The 19,987-nt window shown below is 61.2% G+C and carries 10 protein-coding genes; 4 read left to right on the forward strand and 6 right to left on the reverse strand.

Annotated features, from left to right (window positions below):
• Window positions 1–14: 14 nt before the first annotated feature.
• Window positions 15–1,373: a TolC family outer membrane protein gene (locus tag LOY70_RS07895; protein ID WP_123342220.1), complete on the reverse strand. Its 1,359-nt coding sequence runs from the start codon at window positions 1,371–1,373 to the stop codon at window positions 15–17.
• A 455-nt stretch (window positions 1,374–1,828) separates the two neighbouring features.
• Here LOY70_RS07895 and LOY70_RS07900 point away from each other — a divergent pair, with 455 nt between their 5' ends.
• Window positions 1,829–9,655, forward strand: a complete 7,827-nt coding sequence (locus LOY70_RS07900; protein ID WP_265035260.1) for a retention module-containing protein — start codon at window positions 1,829–1,831, stop codon at window positions 9,653–9,655.
• A gap of 142 nt (window positions 9,656–9,797) precedes the next feature.
• Here the strand turns inward: LOY70_RS07900 and LOY70_RS07905 are convergent, their stop codons facing one another.
• The 5 genes from LOY70_RS07905 to LOY70_RS07925 all read right to left on the reverse strand — a co-directional run bounded on the left by LOY70_RS07905 (window position 9,798) and on the right by LOY70_RS07925 (window position 14,591).
• Complete coding sequence (locus tag LOY70_RS07905; RefSeq protein WP_265035261.1) at window positions 9,798–11,648, reverse strand: Ig-like domain-containing protein; 1,851 nt, start codon at window positions 11,646–11,648, stop codon at window positions 9,798–9,800.
• Between the two features lie 158 nt (window positions 11,649–11,806).
• Window positions 11,807–13,120, reverse strand: coding sequence for an Ig-like domain-containing protein (locus LOY70_RS07910; protein ID WP_265035262.1), 1,314 nt, complete (start codon window positions 13,118–13,120; stop codon window positions 11,807–11,809).
• On the reverse strand, window positions 13,090–13,428 hold the full coding sequence (locus tag LOY70_RS07915) for a hypothetical protein (RefSeq protein WP_265035263.1): 339 nt from the start codon (window positions 13,426–13,428) through the stop codon (window positions 13,090–13,092). Before LOY70_RS07915 ends, LOY70_RS07910 begins: the two co-directional genes overlap by 31 nt.
• 171 nt (window positions 13,429–13,599) lie before the next feature.
• Window positions 13,600–13,995: a YbaN family protein gene (locus LOY70_RS07920; RefSeq protein WP_265035264.1), complete on the reverse strand. Its 396-nt coding sequence runs from the start codon at window positions 13,993–13,995 to the stop codon at window positions 13,600–13,602.
• Window positions 13,996–14,003: 8 nt separating this feature from the next.
• Window positions 14,004–14,591 (reverse strand): YecA family protein, encoded by a 588-nt coding sequence (locus LOY70_RS07925; protein ID WP_025212452.1) that lies wholly within the window; start codon window positions 14,589–14,591, stop codon window positions 14,004–14,006.
• A 487-nt stretch (window positions 14,592–15,078) separates the two neighbouring features.
• Here LOY70_RS07925 and recQ point away from each other — a divergent pair, with 487 nt between their 5' ends.
• The 3 genes from recQ to LOY70_RS07940 all read left to right on the forward strand — a co-directional run bounded on the left by recQ (window position 15,079) and on the right by LOY70_RS07940 (window position 19,885).
• Complete coding sequence (gene recQ / locus LOY70_RS07930; protein WP_265035265.1) at window positions 15,079–17,205, forward strand: DNA helicase RecQ; 2,127 nt, start codon at window positions 15,079–15,081, stop codon at window positions 17,203–17,205.
• A gap of 117 nt (window positions 17,206–17,322) precedes the next feature.
• Entirely contained in the window at window positions 17,323–17,757 is a 435-nt protein-coding gene (locus LOY70_RS07935) for a MarR family transcriptional regulator (RefSeq protein WP_003184113.1), read from the forward strand.
• A gap of 112 nt (window positions 17,758–17,869) precedes the next feature.
• A complete protein-coding gene (locus LOY70_RS07940; RefSeq protein ID WP_265035266.1) occupies window positions 17,870–19,885 on the forward strand; it encodes a FimV/HubP family polar landmark protein in 2,016 nt (671 codons plus the stop codon).
• The last annotated feature ends 102 nt before the right edge of the window (window positions 19,886–19,987 follow it).

Below are 19,987 nucleotides of genomic sequence, written 5' to 3' on the forward strand. Positions count from 1 at the left end.
CTTTTTCTGTGGGGCTACTTCAGTTCGGGCAGCCGTGCTTCGTTTTTGACTTCGGTCTGGGCGACCGCGTCGGCCGGCAGCACTACCCGTTGTTTGCTCAGGAGCTGGCCCATGTTCGCCAGCACCCGGTACATCGAGTATTCCTCGGTGTAACGCACCTCGGTGTAGCGACGGTTGGCGTTGTACAGCTCGTTTTCGCTGTCGAGCACATCGAGCAGGGTCCGCTGGCCGAGGCCGAACTGATCCTGATACGCGGCGCGTACGCGGGAAGTGGTTTCGGCGTATTCGCGGGCGGTGGGGGTCTGTTTGCGGGCGTTGTTCATCGCGTTCCAGGCCAGGCGCGTGTCTTCGTTGAGCTGGCGCAGGGCGTTGTTGCGAATGTCCATGGCCTGGTTGATCTGGTGGGCATTGGAGGCCAGCCGGGCCTTGTCACTGCCGCCGCGGAACAGGTTGTAGTTCATCACCACACCGACCCGCCAGTTGTTGTCGTGACCTTCTTCGCCGCCGATGTTGTTGTTGGCGCCCACGGCCGCCTCAGCGTCGAAACGCGGGTAAAACGGCGACTTGGCCACTTCGTACTGGCTTTCGGCGGACTGTATGTCGGCCTGGGCCGATTTCAGGTACGGGTTGTTTTCCACCATGCTTTGCTGGGCTGCGCGCAGATCAGCGGGCATTTCGCCTTTGGTCGAGGGCGGTGCTTCCAGCTCATCGGGCATGCGCCCGACCACGCTGTAGAAATTCGCCTCGGCATCGGCCAGGTCGACCTGGGCGGTATCGTAGTTGTTTTCCGCCAGGGCCCGACGGGCATTGGACTGGTCGGAGTCGGCCGTGCTGCCCACCCCACGCTCGGTGCGCAGGCCGATCTGGTCGTTGACCCGCAGGTGCGCTTGCAGGTTGTTCTTGGCCAGGGTCACCAGCTCGCGCCGCTTGAGCACTTCCAGGTAGACCTCGATGGTGCGCAGGGCCAGGTCCTGGGCGGTGCCCTGGGCGTAATAGGCCCGGGAGTTGACCACGCCTTTGGTGCGCTCCACTTCGTTGGCGGTGTTGAACCCGTCGAAGATCATCTGCCGCAAACGCAGCTCCGACTGGGTGTAGGTCAGGATATTGGTGTGGTGGTTGCCCAACGCCCGGGTGTTGGTGTTGTCGCTGTAGCCACGGCCGTAACCGGCATTCAAATCCACCGATGGGAAGAAGCCCCCTCTCGCGACTTTAACGTCTTCATTGGCCGACAGACGGCTATCTACCCGTTGGGCCAGCTCCGGGTGAGTCGCAATGGTGCTCTGGATGGCTTCGGTCAAAGACATGGCCTGCGCCTGAGAAGAGCAGGCCATGGCCAGCAAAACCGCGCTGCAGAGGGGGGTTAGAACGCGCATGGGGTGCATCTCCTGAGGTCTGTAGTACTTCGATGTCGCCAGAATATTGACGTATTTAAGATCAAAACCGTTTCAAGCTTGTAACAACACAGCTAAGAACATTCTGCGCAAAACCTAAGAAGAATTTTTCATAAGTCTTATTCCAAAAAAAACTTATGTGCTTAAAAAAAACCAGCACATTGTTCAAAGGGAGAGCCTTTGAATCTGCGGGTCCTGACGGCTTTTAGGCGTCAATAAAAGTTCCATCAAAATTTTGAAACGAATGTAAAGAAGTGCCGAGAGGGCGAAATGAGCAGTGATTTGGTGTGACGGTTTTTTGTCATTGCGGCGAATGGCTAGCACCTCTCACTGACCCGAAAGCTGGCAGATTTTCCAGATTTTGTGGGTTGTCGACCTGAGCACGAATTCTTTACCCAGACAGGTGCCGACTGCGGTTGGCAACGGAGGAAATGCACATGGCAGCGCTCATCGGTACCGTCAGCAAGGTGGTAGGGCAGGTTTTCGCAGAAGCGGCCGGTGGTCTGCGGCGACCTCTGGTCGAAGGTGATCGGCTCTATGCCGGCGAACACTTGATCACCGGGGCCGAAGGGGCAGTGGCAGTGCATTTGCAGAACGGTCAGGAGTTGACCCTGGGCCGCGGAAGTAACCTGACCCTGACTCCCCAGTTGCTCGCCAACCATGCGCCTCATGTCGACACGCCTGAAGCGGTGACACCGAGTGACGCGCAACTGACCGATGTGCAAAAACTGCAACAAGCCATCGCCGCCGGTGCCGACCCGACCCAGACCGGCGAAGCCACGGCCGCGGGCCCCGAGGGCGGCAACCCCGGTGGGGTGGGTGGCGGGCACAACTTCGTGTTGCTGGAAGAAGTCGGCGGGGAAGTCGATCCGCAGATTGGTTTCCCCACGGCGGGGTTCAACGGCATTCCCGAGTTTCCATTTCTAGAGCTGGCGGGTGATCCGGATAACAACGGCGACGATGGCGCGGTGCCGCCCGGAACACCGGATAACCCCGTGACGCTTGATGGGGTCAACGTGGAGGGGGGCGAACTGACCACCCGCGAGGCCAACCTGGCCGACGGCACGACCAGCAATCCGGCAGCGCTGGTGCAAAGTGGCACCTTCACGGTTTCTGCCCCCGATGGGCTGAGCAGCCTGAGCATCGGCGGCATCAGCGTGATCGCCGGCGGCGTGCCCGCAGGCTTTCCCCAAACGATCACCTCGGCGCTGGGCAACACGTTGACCATCACCGGCTACAACCCGGCCACCGGTGTGGTCAGCTACAGCTACACCCTGACGGACAATGAAACGCATCCTGCCGGCGGCGGGGCCAATAACATCACCGAACAGTTCCCGGTCGTGGCCATCGACAACGATGGCGACATCGCCACCGGGACCCTGGACGTCAACATCACCGACGACGTGCCCCAGGCGATCGACGACAGTCACCCCGACTCGGCATCGGAAACCCTGGTCACGCTCACCGGCAACGTATTGCCCAACGATCATCAAGGCGCCGACCGTATCCCCACCGGACCCGACAGCGGACCGATCATTGGCGGGACGTTTACCGGCACCTACGGCACCCTGGTGCTCAACCCCAACGGTACGTACACCTACACCCTGAACACCAGCGACCCGCAGTTCGTCGCGCTGCACGGTGGAGGAAGCGGCACCGAAACGTTCACCTACACCCTGACCGATGCCGACGGCGACACCAGCACCGCGAACCTGGTGCTGCAAGTGCACAACAACGATGATCCGGTGATCATCCGCGGCCTCGACACCGAGGGCGGTGAGCTGTCATTACAAGAGAAAAACCTCAGCGATGGCAGCAGCCCGGATGCATCGGCCCTGACCCAAAGCGGCACTTTTACCGTCACTGCGCTGGACGGTGTGCAGACCTTGAGCGTGGGCGGCATCAATGTCGTCACTGGCGGCGTGGCAGCTGGTTTCCCACAGTCGATTACCACTGCGTTGGGCAACACGCTGACCATCACAGGCTACAACGCCAGCACCGGTGTGGTGAGCTACAGCTACACGCTGCTGGACAACGAAGCCCATCCAACTGCCAACGGCGCGAACAGCCTCAGCGAACAGTTTGCCGTTGTAGTCACTGATGACAACGGCACCACGGCCAACGGCAACCTGGACGTGAACATCGTCGACGACTTGCCTAAAGCCGTGGACGACAGCAACGCCAGTACGGCCTCGGAAACCCACCTGACCCTGACCGGCAGTGTGCTGACCAACGACACCCAAGGTGCGGACCAAGTCGCTTCCGGCCCCATCACCCCCGGCACGTTCACCGGCACCTACGGCACCCTGATCCTCAACGCCGACGGCTCCTACACCTACACCCTCAATACTTCCGACGCAGACTTCAAAGGTCTGCACGGCGGTGGCAACGGCAGTGAAACCTTCACCTACACCCTGACCGATGCCGACGGCGACACCAGCACCGCGAACCTGGTGCTGCAAGTGCACAACAATGACGATCCGGTGATCATCCGCGGCCTCGATACCGAGGGCGGTGAGCTGACGGTCCAGGAGAAAAACCTCAGCGACGGCAGCAGCCCGGATGCATCGGCGCTGACCCAAAGCGGCACCTTTACCGTCACTGCGTTGGACGGTGTGCAGACCTTGAGCGTGGGCGGCATCAATGTCGTCACTGGCGGCGTGGCAGCTGGTTTCCCACAGTCGATTACCACTGCGTTGGGCAACACGCTGACCATCACAGGCTACAACGCCAGCACCGGTGTGGTGAGCTACAGCTACACGCTGCTGGACAACGAAGCCCATCCAACTGCCAACGGCGCGAACAGCCTCAGCGAACAGTTTGCCGTTGTAGTCACTGATGACAACGGCACCACGGCCAACGGCAACCTGGACGTGAACATCGTCGACGACTTGCCTAAAGCCGTGGACGACAGCAACGCCAGTACGGCCTCGGAAACCCACCTGACCCTGACCGGCAGTGTGCTGACCAACGACACCCAAGGTGCGGACCAAGTCGCTTCCGGCCCCATCACCCCCGGCACGTTCACCGGCACCTACGGCACCCTGATCCTCAACGCCGACGGCTCCTACACCTACACCCTCAATACTTCCGACGCAGACTTCAAAGGTCTGCACGGCGGTGGCAACGGCAGTGAAACCTTCACCTACACCCTGACCGATGCCGACGGCGACACCAGCACCGCGAACCTGGTGCTGCAAGTGCACAACAACGACGATCCGGTGATCATCCGCGGCCTCGACACCGAGGGCGGCGAGCTGTCATTACAAGAGAAAAACCTCAGCGATGGCAGCAGCCCGGATGCTCCGGCCCTGACTCAAAGCGGCACCTTTACCGTCACTGCGTTGGACGGTGTGCAGACCCTGAGCGTCGGTGGCATCAACGTCGTCACCGGTGGTGTCGCGGCAGGTTTCCCTCAATCGATTACCACCGCGTTGGGCAACACCCTGACCATCACCGGCTTCAACGCCGCGACGGGCGTGGTGACCTACAGCTACACCTTGCTGGACAACGAAGCCCATCCAAATGCCAACGGCGCCAACAGCCTCAGCGAGCAATTCGCCGTGGTCGTGACCGATGACAACGGCACCACCGCCAACGGCAGCCTGGACGTGAACATCGTCGACGACTTGCCGACCGCCCATGCTGATTCCGCCTCGGTGGATGAGGGCGGGACGGTCAGTGGCAACGTCCTGAACAACGACGAAGGCGGTGCCGACGGGCCGGCCACGAGTGGCGCCGTGATTGGCGTGCGCGCTGGCAACGACTACTCGACCCCGGCGATCGGCGGCTTGAACACTCAGATCAATGGCACCTACGGCTACCTGACCCTGGACGCCAATGGCAACGCCGTCTACCACAGCAACCCGAACACCGTCAGTGCCCCCGGTGCTACCGACGTGTTCACCTACACCGTGCGCGATGCCGATGGCGATGAAAGCACCACCACCATCACCATCGATGTCCACGATATCTGCCTCGTCGCTACACCCGAGCACGAAATCAGCGTCTACGAAAAAGCCCTCGACCTGAACCAGGATGGCCAGGACCTGGCGCCCGGCACCGTCACCGGCAGCGCCCCGAATGCCACCAGCGAAACCGCCAGCGGCAGCCTTGTCGGCTCGATCAGTGGAGCCGTTGGCGCAGTCACGTTCGCGCTGGTGGGCAACGCCACCGGTGCCTACGGTCAACTGTCGCTTCAGCCCGACGGTTCGTATACCTACACCCTGACGGCGCCAGCCACGACCACGCCTCACGCCAACGATGGCCCGAACGTGCTGAGCGAAAGCTTCACCTACCAGGCCACGGACTCGTTGGGCAACACGGTCACCAGCACCATCGTCATCGACATCGTCGACGACGTACCCAACGCCCATGCCGATTTTGCTTCGGTGATGGAAGGCGGCACGGTCAACGGCAATGTGCTGGACAACGACGTGCTGGGCGCGGACGGTGGCATGGTGATCGGCGTACGCGCCGGCAGCGACACCTCGAACCCGGCCGTCGGTGGCCTCAACAGCCAGATCAATGGCACCTACGGCTACCTCACCCTGGACGCCAACGGCAATGCCGTTTACCACAGCAATCCGAACACCGTCAGCGCCCCCGGTGCGACCGACGTGTTCACCTACACCGTGCGCGATGCCGATGGCGATGAAAGCACCACCACCATCACCATCGATGTCCACGAAAGCTGCCTCGTCGCCACGCCCGACCACGAAATCAGCGTCTACGAAAAAGCCCTCGACCTGAACCAGGATAGCCAGGACCTGGCACCCGGCACCGTCAGCGGCAGCGATCCGAATGCCACCAGTGAGACTGCCAGTGGCAGCCTCGTCGGTTCGGTCAGCGGTGCCGTGGGCGCAGTGACCTTCGCGTTGGTGGGCAACGCCGCCGGTGCCTACGGTCAACTGTCGCTTCACCCCGACGGCTCCTACACCTACACCCTGACCTCGCCGGCCACCACCACGCCTCACGCCAACGATGGCCCGAACGTGCAGAGCGAAAGCTTCACCTACCAGGCCACGGACTCGTTAGGCAACACGGTCACCAGCACCATCGTCATCGACATCGTCGACGACGTGCCCAAGGCTCACTGTGATGTCGCCTCGGTGGTGGAGGGCGGGACGGTCAACGGCAACGTGCTGGACAACGACGTGCTCGGTGCCGACGGCGGTGCAGTCATCGGCGTACGCGCCGGCAACGACACCTCGAACCCTGCCACTGGCGGCCTCAACACCCTGATCAACGGCACCTACGGCTACCTGACCCTGGACGCCAACGGCAATGCCGTTTACCACAGCAACCCGGACGCTGTCGGCGCGCCGGGCGCCACCGATGTGTTCACCTACACTGTGCGCGATGCCGACGGTGATGAGAGCACCACGACCATCACCATCGACGTGCACAACAGCTGCCTGGTCGCCAATCCCGACCAGGACATTACCGTCTACGAAAAAGCCCTGGACCTGAACCAGGACGGCCAGGACCTGGCGCCCGGCACCGTCACCGGCAGCGATCCGAGCGCCACCAGCGAAACCGCCACCGGCAGTCTTGTCGGTTCGGTGACCGGTGCCACCGGCGCGGTGACCTTCACCCTGGTAGGCAACGCCACCGGCGCTTATGGTCAGCTATCGCTCCATCCCGATGGCTCGTACACCTACACGCTGACTTCGCCTGCCACGACGACACCCCATGCCAACGACGGCCCGAACGTCCTGGGCGATAGCTTCACCTATCAAGCGACGGATGCCCTGGGCAACAGCGTCACCGGCAACCTGGTGGTGAGCATCGTCGACGATGTGCCCACCGCCGTCGCCTCCGAGCGTTCGGTGACGGCGGTGGAGATCGACTCGAACCTGCTGATCGTACTCGACGTGTCCGGCAGCATGGCCGATGCTTCCGGTGTGCCGGGGCTGTCGCGGCTGGACCTGGCGAAACAGGCCATCAGTGCCTTGCTGGATAAATACGATGACCTGGGGGACGTGAAAGTCCAGCTCGTGACGTTCAGCAGCAGCGCCACTGACCAGACGTCGGTGTGGGTGGATGTGGCAACCGCCAAGTCGCTTCTCACCAGCCTGACGGCCGATGGCGGGACCAACTACGATGCGGCGGTGGCGGCCGCCAAGACCGCGTTCGTCACGTCCGGGCAACTGACCGGGGCGCAGAACATCGGCTACTTCTTCTCCGACGGCAAACCCACCTCGGGCCAGGAAACCGGCACGGCCGATGAAGCCGCGTGGAAGGCCTTCCTCGACGCCAATGGCATCAAGAACTACGCCATCGGCCTGGGCAGCGGCGTCAGCAACGCCAACCTCGATCCGCTGGCCTACGATGGCAGCACCCACACCAACACCAATGCGGTGGTGGTCACCGACTTGAACCAGCTCAACTCGGTGCTTTCCGGCACGGTGCAGGGCGTGCCGGTCACCGGCAATCTGTTGGGCGAAGGCGGCTCGTTCGGTGCCGATGGCGGGTTTATCAAAAGCCTGGTGCTCGATGGCACCACGTACAGCTATGACCCGGCGGCCAACGGTGGCCATGGCGCGCTGACCGCCAGCGGCGGGATCAACCACGGCAGCTTCAATACCGCGACCAACACCCTGAGCATCGCCACCAGCCACGACGGTACCCTGGTGGTCAACCTCGACACTGGCGCGTTCAGCTACACCTCCCAGACCGCCACCAGCACGTTGATCACCGAGCACATCGGCTACACCGTCAGTGACAACGATGGTGACCTGGCCAGTTCCAGCCTGGTGATCAAAGTCGTGCCTGACAGCCCGCCCGTGGCGGTCGACGACAACATCATCACCAACGTGCTGTCGGGCAACATCGTGATCCCGGGCGAGTTGCTGCTGGGTAACGACAGCGACGCCAACGGCGATCCGCTGACCGCTTCACCCACCAGTTTCAATACCGGCTGGGCCGCCAAGGGCGCGGATTTCACTGGCAGCACCGGCACCGTCAGTTTCACCGGTAACAACGTGCAATCGATCAACCTCAATCGCAGCGCCTTCGTCGCCAACACCGCGACCATGACCGCCGTGTTGGTCGTCAGCGGCGCGTTGGGGGCGGTTTCCAACAACAACGTCAATGATGAAGACCGGCTCAACATCAGCCTCAAGCAGGGTGAAACCCTCACCTTGGACCACAATTTGGCGGGCGGCCATATCACCCTGGAATACGCCCTCAATGGTGGGCCGTTCATTGCGATCACCGACGGTGCCTCGTTCACGGCGGCGGCGGATGGCAACTACCAGATCCACGTCACCAACATTGCCAACGGCAGCGGCGGCAACCCCAACGGTGCGGAGAACTATCAACTGACCATGACCGTCAACTACGCCGGCGCCCAGGACAGCACACCGGATTATCACGGCAGCTATACCGCCAGCGACAACCACGGCGGTAGCGACGGTGCAGCGGTGGGCATCAGCTACCAGGCGGGCCACACCCTGACGGGCACCGCTGGGGACGATGTGCTGGTGGCTGGCAACGGTGACAACCTCCTCAATGCGGGCGACGGCAACGACATACTCAGCGCCGGCTCGGGCAACAACACCCTGCATGGCGGGGCAGGCAATGACTTGCTCTACAGCGGCACGGGCAACGACCTGCTCGACGGCGGTACGGGCAACGACACCGCGAGCTATGCCCATGCAACCGCCGGGGTCACCGTGAACCTGGGGCTGTTGGCGGCGCAAAACACCTTGGGCGCCGGTACCGACACACTGGCGGGCATCGAAAACCTGATCGGCTCGAACTTCAACGACACCCTCACCGGTGACGGCGCGAGCAATCGTATCAACGGCGGACTGGGCCATGACGTACTCAATGGCGGTGGCGGTGACGACCTGCTCATCGGCGGCCTGGGCAACAACACCCTCACCGGTGGCAGCGGCGCCGATACCTTCCAATGGCAGGCGGGCAACAGCGGCCATGACCTGATCACGGATTTCACGCCCGGCCTCGATAAACTCGACCTGTCCCAACTGCTGCAGGGGGAAAACGGCAGCGCCGCGTCCCTGGACGACTACCTGCACTTCTCCGTCACCGGCAGTGGCGCTTCGGTCACCACCAGCATCGACATCAGCAGCATCGCGGGAGGGACGCCGAACCAGACCATCGACCTGGCCGGCGTCAACCTCGCCAGCCAATACGGCGTCACGCCGGGCGCGGATGGGATGATCGCGGGAGCGGATACGGCGACCATCATCAACGGGATGTTGAATGATCACTCGTTGAAGGTGGACACGGTGTGAGGTGAGCTGAACGACAAAACCCGCCAGTTTGGATGTGGCGGGTTTCGTTCATTTTGGCGAAGACAATTTCGTGTGGGTAGACCCACAGCTTTCTGAAGGTACCCAGGCCTTTGTGCGAGGGAGCTCGGAAGAGGGTAACCCTTCACCGCTCTTGATTTTCTGTCACGACCGCCAAATCGGCACTTGCTTCGACAAGTTCGCTGTAAAGCTCGGCGGTGGCTGCGTCTAGCTGAGGCGCGTTACGGAGGCGGAAACCCCATCCCGCCGCATTGCCAAGTTCGAAAACAGTTCTTGTGGCCACGCCGAGTATATTTTCTGCGGTGACAAAGTGCACCGTTAGTGTTCCCACATTATGAGGGAACGGGTCGTGCCCACTTACCCGGCCGGCGGTATATATGAGCTGATTAGCAGTGTTCCAGATAGGGTAAAGGTATTCATTTTTATTTGGGAATCTGCGGAGGATCGCCTCGCGCAACCCTGTGATTTCCGAAGGACGTGGCACCACGGGATTCAATTGATCTAGCGACCACGTATATAAAACTACCCCCGTGGCGTACCCACTACGACTCTCAATTTCATATTTGTTCGAGACCTGAACCTCGTAGGAGGCCCATTTTTTGTGAGCGTCGATCACGGTGATCAAGGTGCGTCCGTTGCGTAGGCCGGTCACAAGTCCATCAGCACTTACAGTCGCTATAGTATTGTCCGCCGAACTGTACTCAAATGGCGCACTGCCTCCGTCTGGGGTTCGGCGGCGTTGATTTTCAGGGCCGTAATTGCTGGTCTGAGTCCACGGATCAGTAATATGTTCCGCGAGAAATACTTCCACACCGTTAAGCTCCATCAAACTTTGATCAATGGGCAGGTGCTCATCCGAGGCGTTCGTAACAGTCGCTGTGGCCGTTTTCGATTCCCCGACGGTTGTACCGCTTCTGGACAATATGTATGACACCAACACCGTACTGTCCGGGATCACCTTGTGATTCGGGACCTCAACGACACAGGGGATCTTTTGCCCAACCCCATCTACTTCAACGGTGCCCGTCACGGGGAAGCTGTCATCCGGCTGGCCGGTGACTTTCGTTAAGTAGGTCGCTGTGATCATGTCTCCGGGCATAAAATCTGGGGCGTCGGTCAAGATGATCAGCGATAAGGGGTTGGCTCCCAATTTTCCCAAGTCGATGACGCTGGGATCGTCACCCGCCTCGCTGAGGACTTCCCGTGGAATAGGCTTCGGCAGTTGCGCACGGCCAAGATGAATATCCAAACGTTTGGTGGGCGACTGGTTGGAGTTGCCCAATTGGTCTGTCACCCGGTATTGGATCAGTGTGTTGGCGTTGTCACCCGCCTGTTGAAAGGTCTCGGTAAACAAGGTCTTCACCACGGGTGTCGACGCGTCGATGACATCGACCGGGACGGTTATCTCCCCCAACAGAAACTCGATGCGATCGTAGTTTCGCTGGTGGGAGTAGGTAAAGCCGAACTCCACCCCTTGCGCCGCCCGCTCGGCGCTGACCCCATCGCGGACGACATCGGGCGGGATCACCAGGTCCAGGCCTTCCGGCGCGGGTTCACCGGGTGCGCGCAGGTGATACAACACGAATAAATCCCTGGAGGGCCGGGAGGAATTGTCACTGGGGCGGGTCACGATGTAGTACAGCCGGTTGACCCCATGGATCAAGCGCCCGTGGGGAATGTACAACGGCATGCGGTTTCCTTCCTCCCCTGGCTGGACCGTATCGCCAGCGACGGGAACAGGGTTGTCATTGACATACAGGTCGACTCGATCCCAAGCCTCCAGCGGCCAGGAATGACGTTGCATCTCCCTGAATGGGTCAATCAGGCATTCGAGCCCCCGAGGCTGGTCGTCGTACAGGCTTTTGGGGATACCGCCATCGGCGAGGTTCGCAGGCTTCACTGGCGTGATCCAGCCCGGAACGATCACGGGAATCAGATTGAACAACTCGTCTAGGGCAGAGGATTTGATGTCCATAATGTTCTCCCGGCAGGGAAGGGGCGTGAGCCTCTTGAATAGTGATATCCGTAGCAAAAGGGTATTTATCCCCGTCCGACCGCTCAGCAGCGGCGATCCGGCTGGCAAGGTGCACCTGTGGTACCGCCGCACCTGGTCCGAAATTCAGGTTTGTGCATCTAACCGATGACCCGCATACAGATCAGAGCCCGTCCCGCAAAATGTGTGGCGTTGTCAGTAGAGTTCACGATGTCCGAGGGGAACGAGGTAAAGCCCCAACTACCGTTCGGGGGAATAGGCGGAGGAGCCCATATCAATGCGGTCGGATATAGCCATTCGCTTCCTATCTCAAAGCGCGTAGTCAGAGCGCTGCCCCAGCCAAATCCAGGCCTGAAGCCGCCGGATTGGATATATGGCGTAGCCCAAGCATTTGCTTGCCATGCATCCATGTAGGCATTCCCGTTATTGAAAATAACATCGTGCACCATGCCGGCTGTGACATCGTAACTCGAGGTTTTTCCCTTGGAATCGCGGACAGTGATGGTGGTGGTACCGGCCCCTTTGACCAGAACGCCTCCTTCATCAACATCGACTGTGGCAACGCTGGGCTTGCTGGACCTGTAGGTATAGGGGGGCGTTCCTCCGGTAGGTTGTCGTTCCAGGTCGTAGTAACGATTTTTTGGAGCGAAGTTGCTGGTGGTGTAGATGATCTGGGTAAAGACATGTGGGGTTGTATCAATGATGTCGGAGGTTCCAACGGTGAACGTCCAGGGTTGCGACACCGGTTCGGTTCCATATTTCCCTTTGGCGGTGAAGCTGTGATGACCCGTGGCTAAGCCGATGACGGCGTGGGTCCAAATACCGCCGTCGACATAGGCGATACCTTTGGAATCGATGACGTCAAAAATTTCCACTTGCTTATCGCTCACGCCAGTGCCTCTGAGCGTGACGGCGGTCGCCTCGGTGCTTGTGCCATCGGGAATGTCAGCGCCTTGGTCATCTTTCACTGAGGTGATTTGCGGCGCAGCAAGTTGGCTCAGGTGGATATCCAGGCGCTTGGCGGGTGACCGGTTGAAGTTGCCCAATTGATCGGTCACGGTAAACTCGACCACTGTATTGGGGTTGTCACCCGCCTGCTGGAAGGTCTCGGTAAACAAGGTCTTCACCACGGGTGTCGAAGCGTCGATGACCTCGACCGGGACGGTTATATCCCCCAACAGAAAATCGACGCGGTCGTAGTTTCGCTGGTTGGAGTAGGTAAAGCCGAACTCCACCCCTTGCGCCGCCCGCTCGGCGCTGACCCCATCACGGACAACATCGGGCGGGATCACCAGGTCCAGGCCTTCTGGCGCGGGCTCGCCGGGTGCGCGCAGGTGATACAACACGAATAAATCCCTGGAGGGCCGGGAGAAATTGTCACTGGGGCGGGTCACGATGTAGTACAGCCTGTTGACCCCATGGATCAAGCGCCCGTGGGGGATGTACAACGGCATGCGGTTTCCTTCCTCCCCTGCTGGACCGTATCGCCAGCGACGGGAGCGGGGTTGTCATTGACATACAGGTCGACTCGATCCCAAGCCTCCAGCGGCCAGGAATGACGTTGCATCTCCCTGAATGGGTCAATCAGGCATTCGAGCCCCCGAGGCTGGTCGTCGTACAGGCTTTTGGGGATACCGCCATTGGCGAGGTTCGTCGGCTTCACTGGCGTGATCCAGCCCGGAATGATCACGGGGATCAGATTGAACAACTCGTCTAAGTCGGAGGATTGAATATCCATCATGTTCTCCTGGCGGGTGACCATTGTTAGCCCCTCGGGACGCGGTTATCACACTCCAGGCAGGGGAGATTGGCTACTGTCAGAACTAACAGGTACGGAGGAGTTTGAGACCAATGGTTGGGTTGAGGAGATTGACTCCTGCTCGGCTGCGCCCTGGAACTGCGGGGAAACGCCCCTTGCGACCAGTGACCACAATCAAGGTCTACGCAGGGTCTTCTGCCGAAGGATATACACCGTCACCAACACCGCACTGGTCAGCATGAACCCTCGCGCCCATGGCAGGGGCACCAGGTAGCAGGAAAAGAGGATGCTCGCCCACATCAGGCCGATGGCGTAGACCTTGCCCTTGAGCGGGATGCCGTTGCCGCTGAGGTAGTCGCTGATCCAGGGGCCGAGGCGGGGATGTTCCACCAGCCAGCGATAGAAACGCGGTGAGCTGCGGGCGAAGCAGGCGGCGGCCAGCAGCAGGAAAGGGGTGGTGGGCAGTACGGGAACGAAGATGCCGATGACCCCCAGCACTACGCTCAGCCAACCAATGGCCAGCAGAGCGTAACGCAGGATCAGCGGGCGATTGCCGATGGGCGCGGGCACCCGGTCGCTCAGTGGTGACGCGGCTTGAGGATCGCCGGTTTCTCGTCGGGTGCGTTGCACAGCAGGTACAGGGCAGTAAGGGCTTCCGGGATCTGTACGATCATGTCGTCCATCAGGTTCGCGTCGGCGGCGATGTCGGAAAACTCCGGTTGTTCGTCGAACAGGCCGGAACCCACCATGATCGGCAGGAGCATTTCGCTGACTTCTTCTTCGGCGGTTTCGAACCAGGCGGCTTCGCGCAGGAACACGCCTTCCATGAAGCCGATGCACCAGCCACGCAGTTCCGAATCGTCCGGGTCATCGCCCAGGTCCAGTTCGCACGGCAGCTCGAATTCTTCGTCGGAAGCCAATTGACGGGCGATGTGGGCCTTGAGGCCGACCAGCGTGGCTTCGATTTCGGCGCGCTGGGCTTCGTCGCTGTAATGCGGCTCTTCGGCGAACAGGGCGTCGATCCACTCACGATCCGGCACCGTTTCGGAGCAGATCGACAGGGCGGTCAGATAGCCGTGAGCGGCCACGTAATCCAGCGCCTCTTCGTGCAGCTCATCGGCGTCGAGGAAGACTTGCAGGCGGGTCAGTTGCTCAGCGAAGGACATTACGGGCTACCTTGGGGAATAAACAATGCGGGAATTCTAGGCCTTCTTGAGCGCCCAGGCCAGCCGCGTGGCGTATTTGCCTTGTCCATGAGGGCTGGGTTGCCCAAGGGCCGGGGGACATGCCGAAAAAGGAGGGCCGGACTCGGTCCCTGTGGCGAGGGGATTTATCCCCGTTGGGCTGCGCAGCAGACCCAAAATGGTCACCTGAGTTTGCGATCCACTTGATAAACCGAGAGGGGCTGCTGCGCAACCCAGCGGGGATAAATCCCCTCGCCACAAAAACAGTGTTCGGATTCCTTGCTTTCAAAGTCCGAAGCACCTCTTGTCAGCAGCGCCCTTCGCAGCGAAGGCCTCGGGTATACTGCCGCGTTTTGTGATGCCCTGCGGCGTCCCGCCGGTTCGAAACGCGCACTTACGATTTGCCGGTGCAGCTTTTTTGATTCTGAACCAGCCTTGCAGGGATGTTTCGGTGATTTTTGGAGTTTCTATGCTCGAACAGGCTCAACGCGTCCTCAAGGACATCTTCGGCTACGACAGTTTCCGTGGCCGTCAGGGTGCCATTATTGAGCGCGTGGCCAGCGGTGGCGATGCCCTGGTGCTGATGCCCACCGGCGGCGGCAAGTCCTTGTGCTTCCAGGTGCCGGCGCTGCTGCGCGACGGCCTGGCGGTGGTGGTATCGCCGTTGATCGCCTTGATGGACGACCAGGTCGCGACCCTTGAAGAGCTGGGTGTGGCCGCCGCGGCGCTGAACTCCACCCTGAGCGCCGAGCAGCAGCGAGACCTGGCGACGCGCATCAAGCGCGGCGAGGTGAAAATGCTCTACCTGGCCCCCGAACGCCTGGTGCAGCCGCGCATGCTGGCGTTCTTGCAGAGCCTGGAAATCGCCCTGTTCGCCATCGACGAAGCCCACTGCGTGTCCCAATGGGGTCATGATTTCCGCCGCGAATACCTGCAATTGGGCCAACTGGCGGAGTTGTTCCCCGACGTACCGCGCATCGCCCTGACCGCCACCGCCGACAAACGCACCCGTGAAGAAATCGTCGAGCGCCTGCACTTGCAGGACGCCGAGCGGTTCCTTTCCAGCTTCGACCGGCCCAACATTTTCTACCGCATCGTGCCCAAGGAGCAGCCGCGCAAGCAGCTATTGGCGTTCATCGCCGAGCGGCGCAGCGATGCCGGCATTGTCTATTGCCTGTCGCGCAAGAAGGTCGATGAAGTGGCGGCGTTCCTGTGCGAACAGGGCTTTCCGGCGTTGCCGTACCACGCCGGCCTGCCCAACGACCTGCGGGCCTATCACCAGAAGCGCTTCCTCAACGAAGAAGGCCTGATCATGGTGGCCACCGTGGCCTTCGGCATGGGCATCGACAAGCCCAACGTGCGTTTCGTCGCGCACCTGGACTTGCCCAAATCCCTCGAGGCCTATTACCAGGAAACCGGGCGGGCCGGTCGCGATGGCTTGCCGGCCGATGCCTGGATGGCCTACGGCCTGCAAGACGTGGTGATGCTCAAGCAGATGCTGCAGAACTCCGAAGGCGACGAACGCCACAAGCGCCTGGAGCAGCATAAGCTCGACGCCATGCTCTCGCTCTGCGAAGAAACCCGCTGCCGTCGCCAGACCCTGCTGGCCTATTTCGACGAAGACATGCCCCAGCCGTGCGGGCATTGTGACAATTGCGTCGATGGCGTGGAAACCTGGGACGCCACCGAACCGGCCCGCCAGGCGTTGTCGGCCATCTATCGCACCGGCCAGCGCTATGGCGTGGGGCATCTGGTGGACGTGTTGCTGGGCAAGGACAACGAGAAAGTCCGCAACTTCGGCCACCAACATCTCTCGGTCTTCGGGGTGGGCAAGGCCCGCACCGAGAGCGAATGGCGGTCACTGTTCCGACAGCTGGTGGCCCGCGGCCTGGCCGACATCGACCTGGAAGGCTATGGCGGCCTGCGCCTGAGCACGAGCTGCCGGCCCTTGCTCAAGGGCGAGGTCACCCTGGAACTGCGCCGCGACCTCAAGCCGGCGACGGCGGTCAAGAGCAGCAAGAGCCAGGCCAGCCAACTGGTGCGCGGTGAAGAGCGCGATCAATGGGAAGCCTTGCGCGCCTTGCGCCGCAAGCTGGCCGAAGAACACGGTGTGCCGCCGTACGTCATTTTCCCCGACTCGACGCTGCTGGAAATGCTCCGCAGCCAGCCTACGTCCCTGGCCGAAATGGCCCGGGTCAGTGGTGTGGGCGCGCGCAAGCTGGAGCGTTATGGCGAGGCCTTCCTCCAGGTGCTCGGTGGCGAGGTCGAGGCGCCGAAAGTGGTGGCCGATGTACGCCACGAACTGATCACCCTGGCCCGCGCCGGCATGACGCCGCTGCAGATCGCCGGGCAACTGCAATGCTCTGAGAAAAACGTCTACACGATGTTGGCCGAGGCCATCGGTAAACAGCAATTGTCCCTGGAACAGGCACTGGACTTGCCCGAGGAACTGATGGGCGAAGTGCAGGATGCGTTTCTGGATGGCGAAGGCGAGTTACCGCCGGTGTCGGAAATCGCCGCGCTGTTTGTCGGCCGGGTGCCTGAAGGTGTCCTTTATTGCGTCAGGGCTGCTTTGCAGTCGGAATTCGAAGTTTGATCAATGAGTTAGCACCTTTAACGATTCAGTACAGGGCAAACCTTGCTTGAATCCGAAGCCCATGCTTAGCTGACTAATAATTAGTTTTTCTCTATTTCAGATCTGGTGAGTTTTTATATGCCTTTAACCGATCAACACCGTTTTGGCATGCAGCTGGCGCAAATGTCCCGAGGCTGGCGCGCCGAGCTGGATCGTCGCCTGGCCGGGCTGGGCCTGTCCCAGGCGCGCTGGCTGGTGCTGCTGCACCTGGCCCGTTTCGAACAGGCGCCGACCCAGCGCGAACTGGCCCAGAGCGTCGCCGTCGAAGGCCCGACCCTGGCCCGGTTGCTCGACAGCCTGGAAACCCAGGGGCTGGTGCAGCGCCAGGCAGTGGCGGAGGATCGTCGGGCCAAGAAAATCGTGCTCTGCGCGCCGGCCCGACCGTTGATCGAACAAATCGAAACCATCGCCACTCAGTTGCGCCGGGAGTTGTTCGAGGGCGTCGACGAGGCGGACATGCGCGTGTGCATGCGGGTCCACGGCACGATCCTGGCCAACCTGGAAAAATCCTGAGGCACATCCCCGGCGCCAGACTTTTGAGATTCGGCGATTAGCGAACTATAACCAGTACTAAGCGTTCGTATTGGATGCGTTTCGCTCAGTCCGGTAATCGAAAGGGATGCCCATGCTTGGAAGTTTGCAGTCCACGTTGCGCAGTTGGGTCAACGTGTCGGTCGTCGTGGGTGCCCTTGGGTATTCGGCTTTGGCCTCCGCGCTGGGGCTGGGGGAGATCACGCTTCATTCTGCCTTGAACCAGCCGTTGCGCGCCGATATCGCCCTGGTCGATGTGGCTGGGGTGAGTGAGGGCGATTTGTCGGCCAGCCTGGCCAACCCTGACGATTTCAGCCGTGCGGGTGTGGAACGGGTGTTCTTTCTCAACAGCCTGCGCTTCACGCCCGTGCTGCGCGGTGAGCGCAGTTTCATTCGGGTGACCTCCAGCAAACCCGTCGAGGAACCGTTCCTCAATTTCCTGGTGCAACTCAATCAACCCAACGGGCGTCTGCTGCGCGAATACACCGTGCTGCTCGACCCGCCAGGTACACCGGGAATCTTGCCGGCCCGCGATGAACCTTCTGGTGCCCCCGAGTCCTCGCTCGCGACCCCGGCAACGCCTGCCATCAAGCCGCCCCCGGCGGTACAGGGCAAGCGCTACACGGTCGTGCAGGGGGACAACCCCTGGGTCATCGCCAAACGCCTGCATGACGCCGGCAGCAACGCGTCGGTCAATGAGCTGATGCAGGGGATCCAGGCCCTGAACCCTGGCAGTGACCGGCTCTCCATCGGGCAGCGCTTGTTATTGCCCGACTCGGCGGTGTTGCCAACGCCTGCTCAAACGGCTGCCCCGGCCTCCGTTGCGTCGGATGAGCAATTGGCTGCCAACGTGCTGCAAAACCAACAGCAACAGCGAACCATCGAGGAACTGCAGGCCAGACTTCAGGCCCAGGACCAGGAAATCGCCGGTCAGCGCAAGCAGATCAGCGAATTGCAGACGCGACTGGCCGAGGTGGCGCCGGCTTCGGTTGCGTCGACGCAGCCGCAGTCAGAGCCACCTGCACCTGCACCTGTTTCTGTAGCGGAGACGGACGCCGCGCCAGCGACAGGGCCAGCCCCGGAACCTGAGGGCATCAATTGGTTGTGGATAGCGGGGCTGGTGGGCCTGCTGGGTTTGCTGGCGTTGTTACTGTGGCTCCGTCGTCGGCAGCAGGAGCAGGCCGACGCGCAGCCAATGCCTGGACGTCCTGATCCGATGCTGGAGGACGACACCGACATCGACACAGACACCTATCTCTCGACAGCCGACACGAAGCAGCCCGAGGCCGCCGCGTCGTTCCATAACGGTGACGCGCCCTTGGGGGATGTGCTGGATGGCGTCGGGATTTACCTGACCTATGGTCGTTTCACCGAAGCAGCAGGGTTGCTGCGCGCCGCATTACTGGCGGAGCCGGAGCGCACCGATCTTGGGCTCAAGTTGCTGGAAGTGTTGGGCAAGCAGGGCGATGTCATTGGTTTCCAGGCCCAGGAGCATCATCTATTGGCCCAGGGGCTCGATGCCAGAACGCTGGAGGAGATTCGCGGGCGCTACCCCAAGGTCGCTGCGATCACCGCCCCTGTGGTGGCATCGGTAGAACCGCAGGCACCGGTCTCTGCACCTGAACCTGAACCCGCAGGCGTGCCCGGTGATGAGTTCGAGCTGGATCTGGAGGCGTTGTCCATGGACACCAGCTGGGACCTGAGCGATGCCCCGGACAACGCCCCTGGAAAAACTGCTGCGCCATCGCCTGCTGTCGATGCGCCCGAGGGGTTATCACTCTCGGGTTTCGACGAGTCGGACCTGCAATGGGGCGCGCCCCTGGAAACCGAGTCGATGGACGACGCCTTTCTTGATGGGTTTGCCGATGAAGAGCACTCCCTGGAGCTGGAGCCGCTACCGTCCGAATCCATGCCCCTCGAACCCATGCCCCTCGAAACTATGTCCTTCGAACCTCAGGCACCGGAACATTCGATCAAGCTGGAGCACGCGCAGAACTGCATCGACGACGGTGATGTGGAGACCGCCATCACCCTGCTTGAAGAATTGCTCGAAGAGGGTGACGAACCCCTCAAGCAGACTGCCCGGGTGTTGCTGGCTGGGATTCGCTGAAGCGCTATCGATTGGTGCTGCTTGTGCCGCCGCTATCGCGAGCAAGCTCGCTCCCACAGGGTGTACACCACAACCCCCTGTGGGAGCGAGCTTGCTCGCGAT

This window comes from Pseudomonas sp. B21-054 (assembly GCF_026016345.1).
Taxonomy (GTDB): domain Bacteria; phylum Pseudomonadota; class Gammaproteobacteria; order Pseudomonadales; family Pseudomonadaceae; genus Aquipseudomonas.

What these genes read in the sequence shown, in the direction of transcription:
- LOY70_RS07925 (WP_025212452.1), bottom strand. Translation starts at nt 14,591, where the DNA reads ATGTCCTTCGCTGAGCAACTGACCCGCCTGCAAGTCTTCCTCGACGCC.
- LOY70_RS07915 (WP_265035263.1), bottom strand. Translation starts at nt 13,428, where the DNA reads ATGGTCACCCGCCAGGAGAACATGATGGATATTCAATCCTCCGACTTA.
- recQ (WP_265035265.1), top strand. Translation starts at nt 15,079, where the DNA reads ATGCTCGAACAGGCTCAACGCGTCCTCAAGGACATCTTCGGCTACGAC.
- LOY70_RS07910 (WP_265035262.1), bottom strand. Translation starts at nt 13,120, where the DNA reads ATGCCGTTGTACATCCCCCACGGGCGCTTGATCCATGGGGTCAACAGG.
- LOY70_RS07905 (WP_265035261.1), bottom strand. Translation starts at nt 11,648, where the DNA reads ATGGACATCAAATCCTCTGCCCTAGACGAGTTGTTCAATCTGATTCCC.
- LOY70_RS07940 (WP_265035266.1), top strand. Translation starts at nt 17,870, where the DNA reads ATGCTTGGAAGTTTGCAGTCCACGTTGCGCAGTTGGGTCAACGTGTCG.
- LOY70_RS07895 (WP_123342220.1), bottom strand. Translation starts at nt 1,373, where the DNA reads ATGCGCGTTCTAACCCCCCTCTGCAGCGCGGTTTTGCTGGCCATGGCC.
- LOY70_RS07900 (WP_265035260.1), top strand. Translation starts at nt 1,829, where the DNA reads ATGGCAGCGCTCATCGGTACCGTCAGCAAGGTGGTAGGGCAGGTTTTC.
- LOY70_RS07935 (WP_003184113.1), top strand. Translation starts at nt 17,323, where the DNA reads ATGCCTTTAACCGATCAACACCGTTTTGGCATGCAGCTGGCGCAAATG.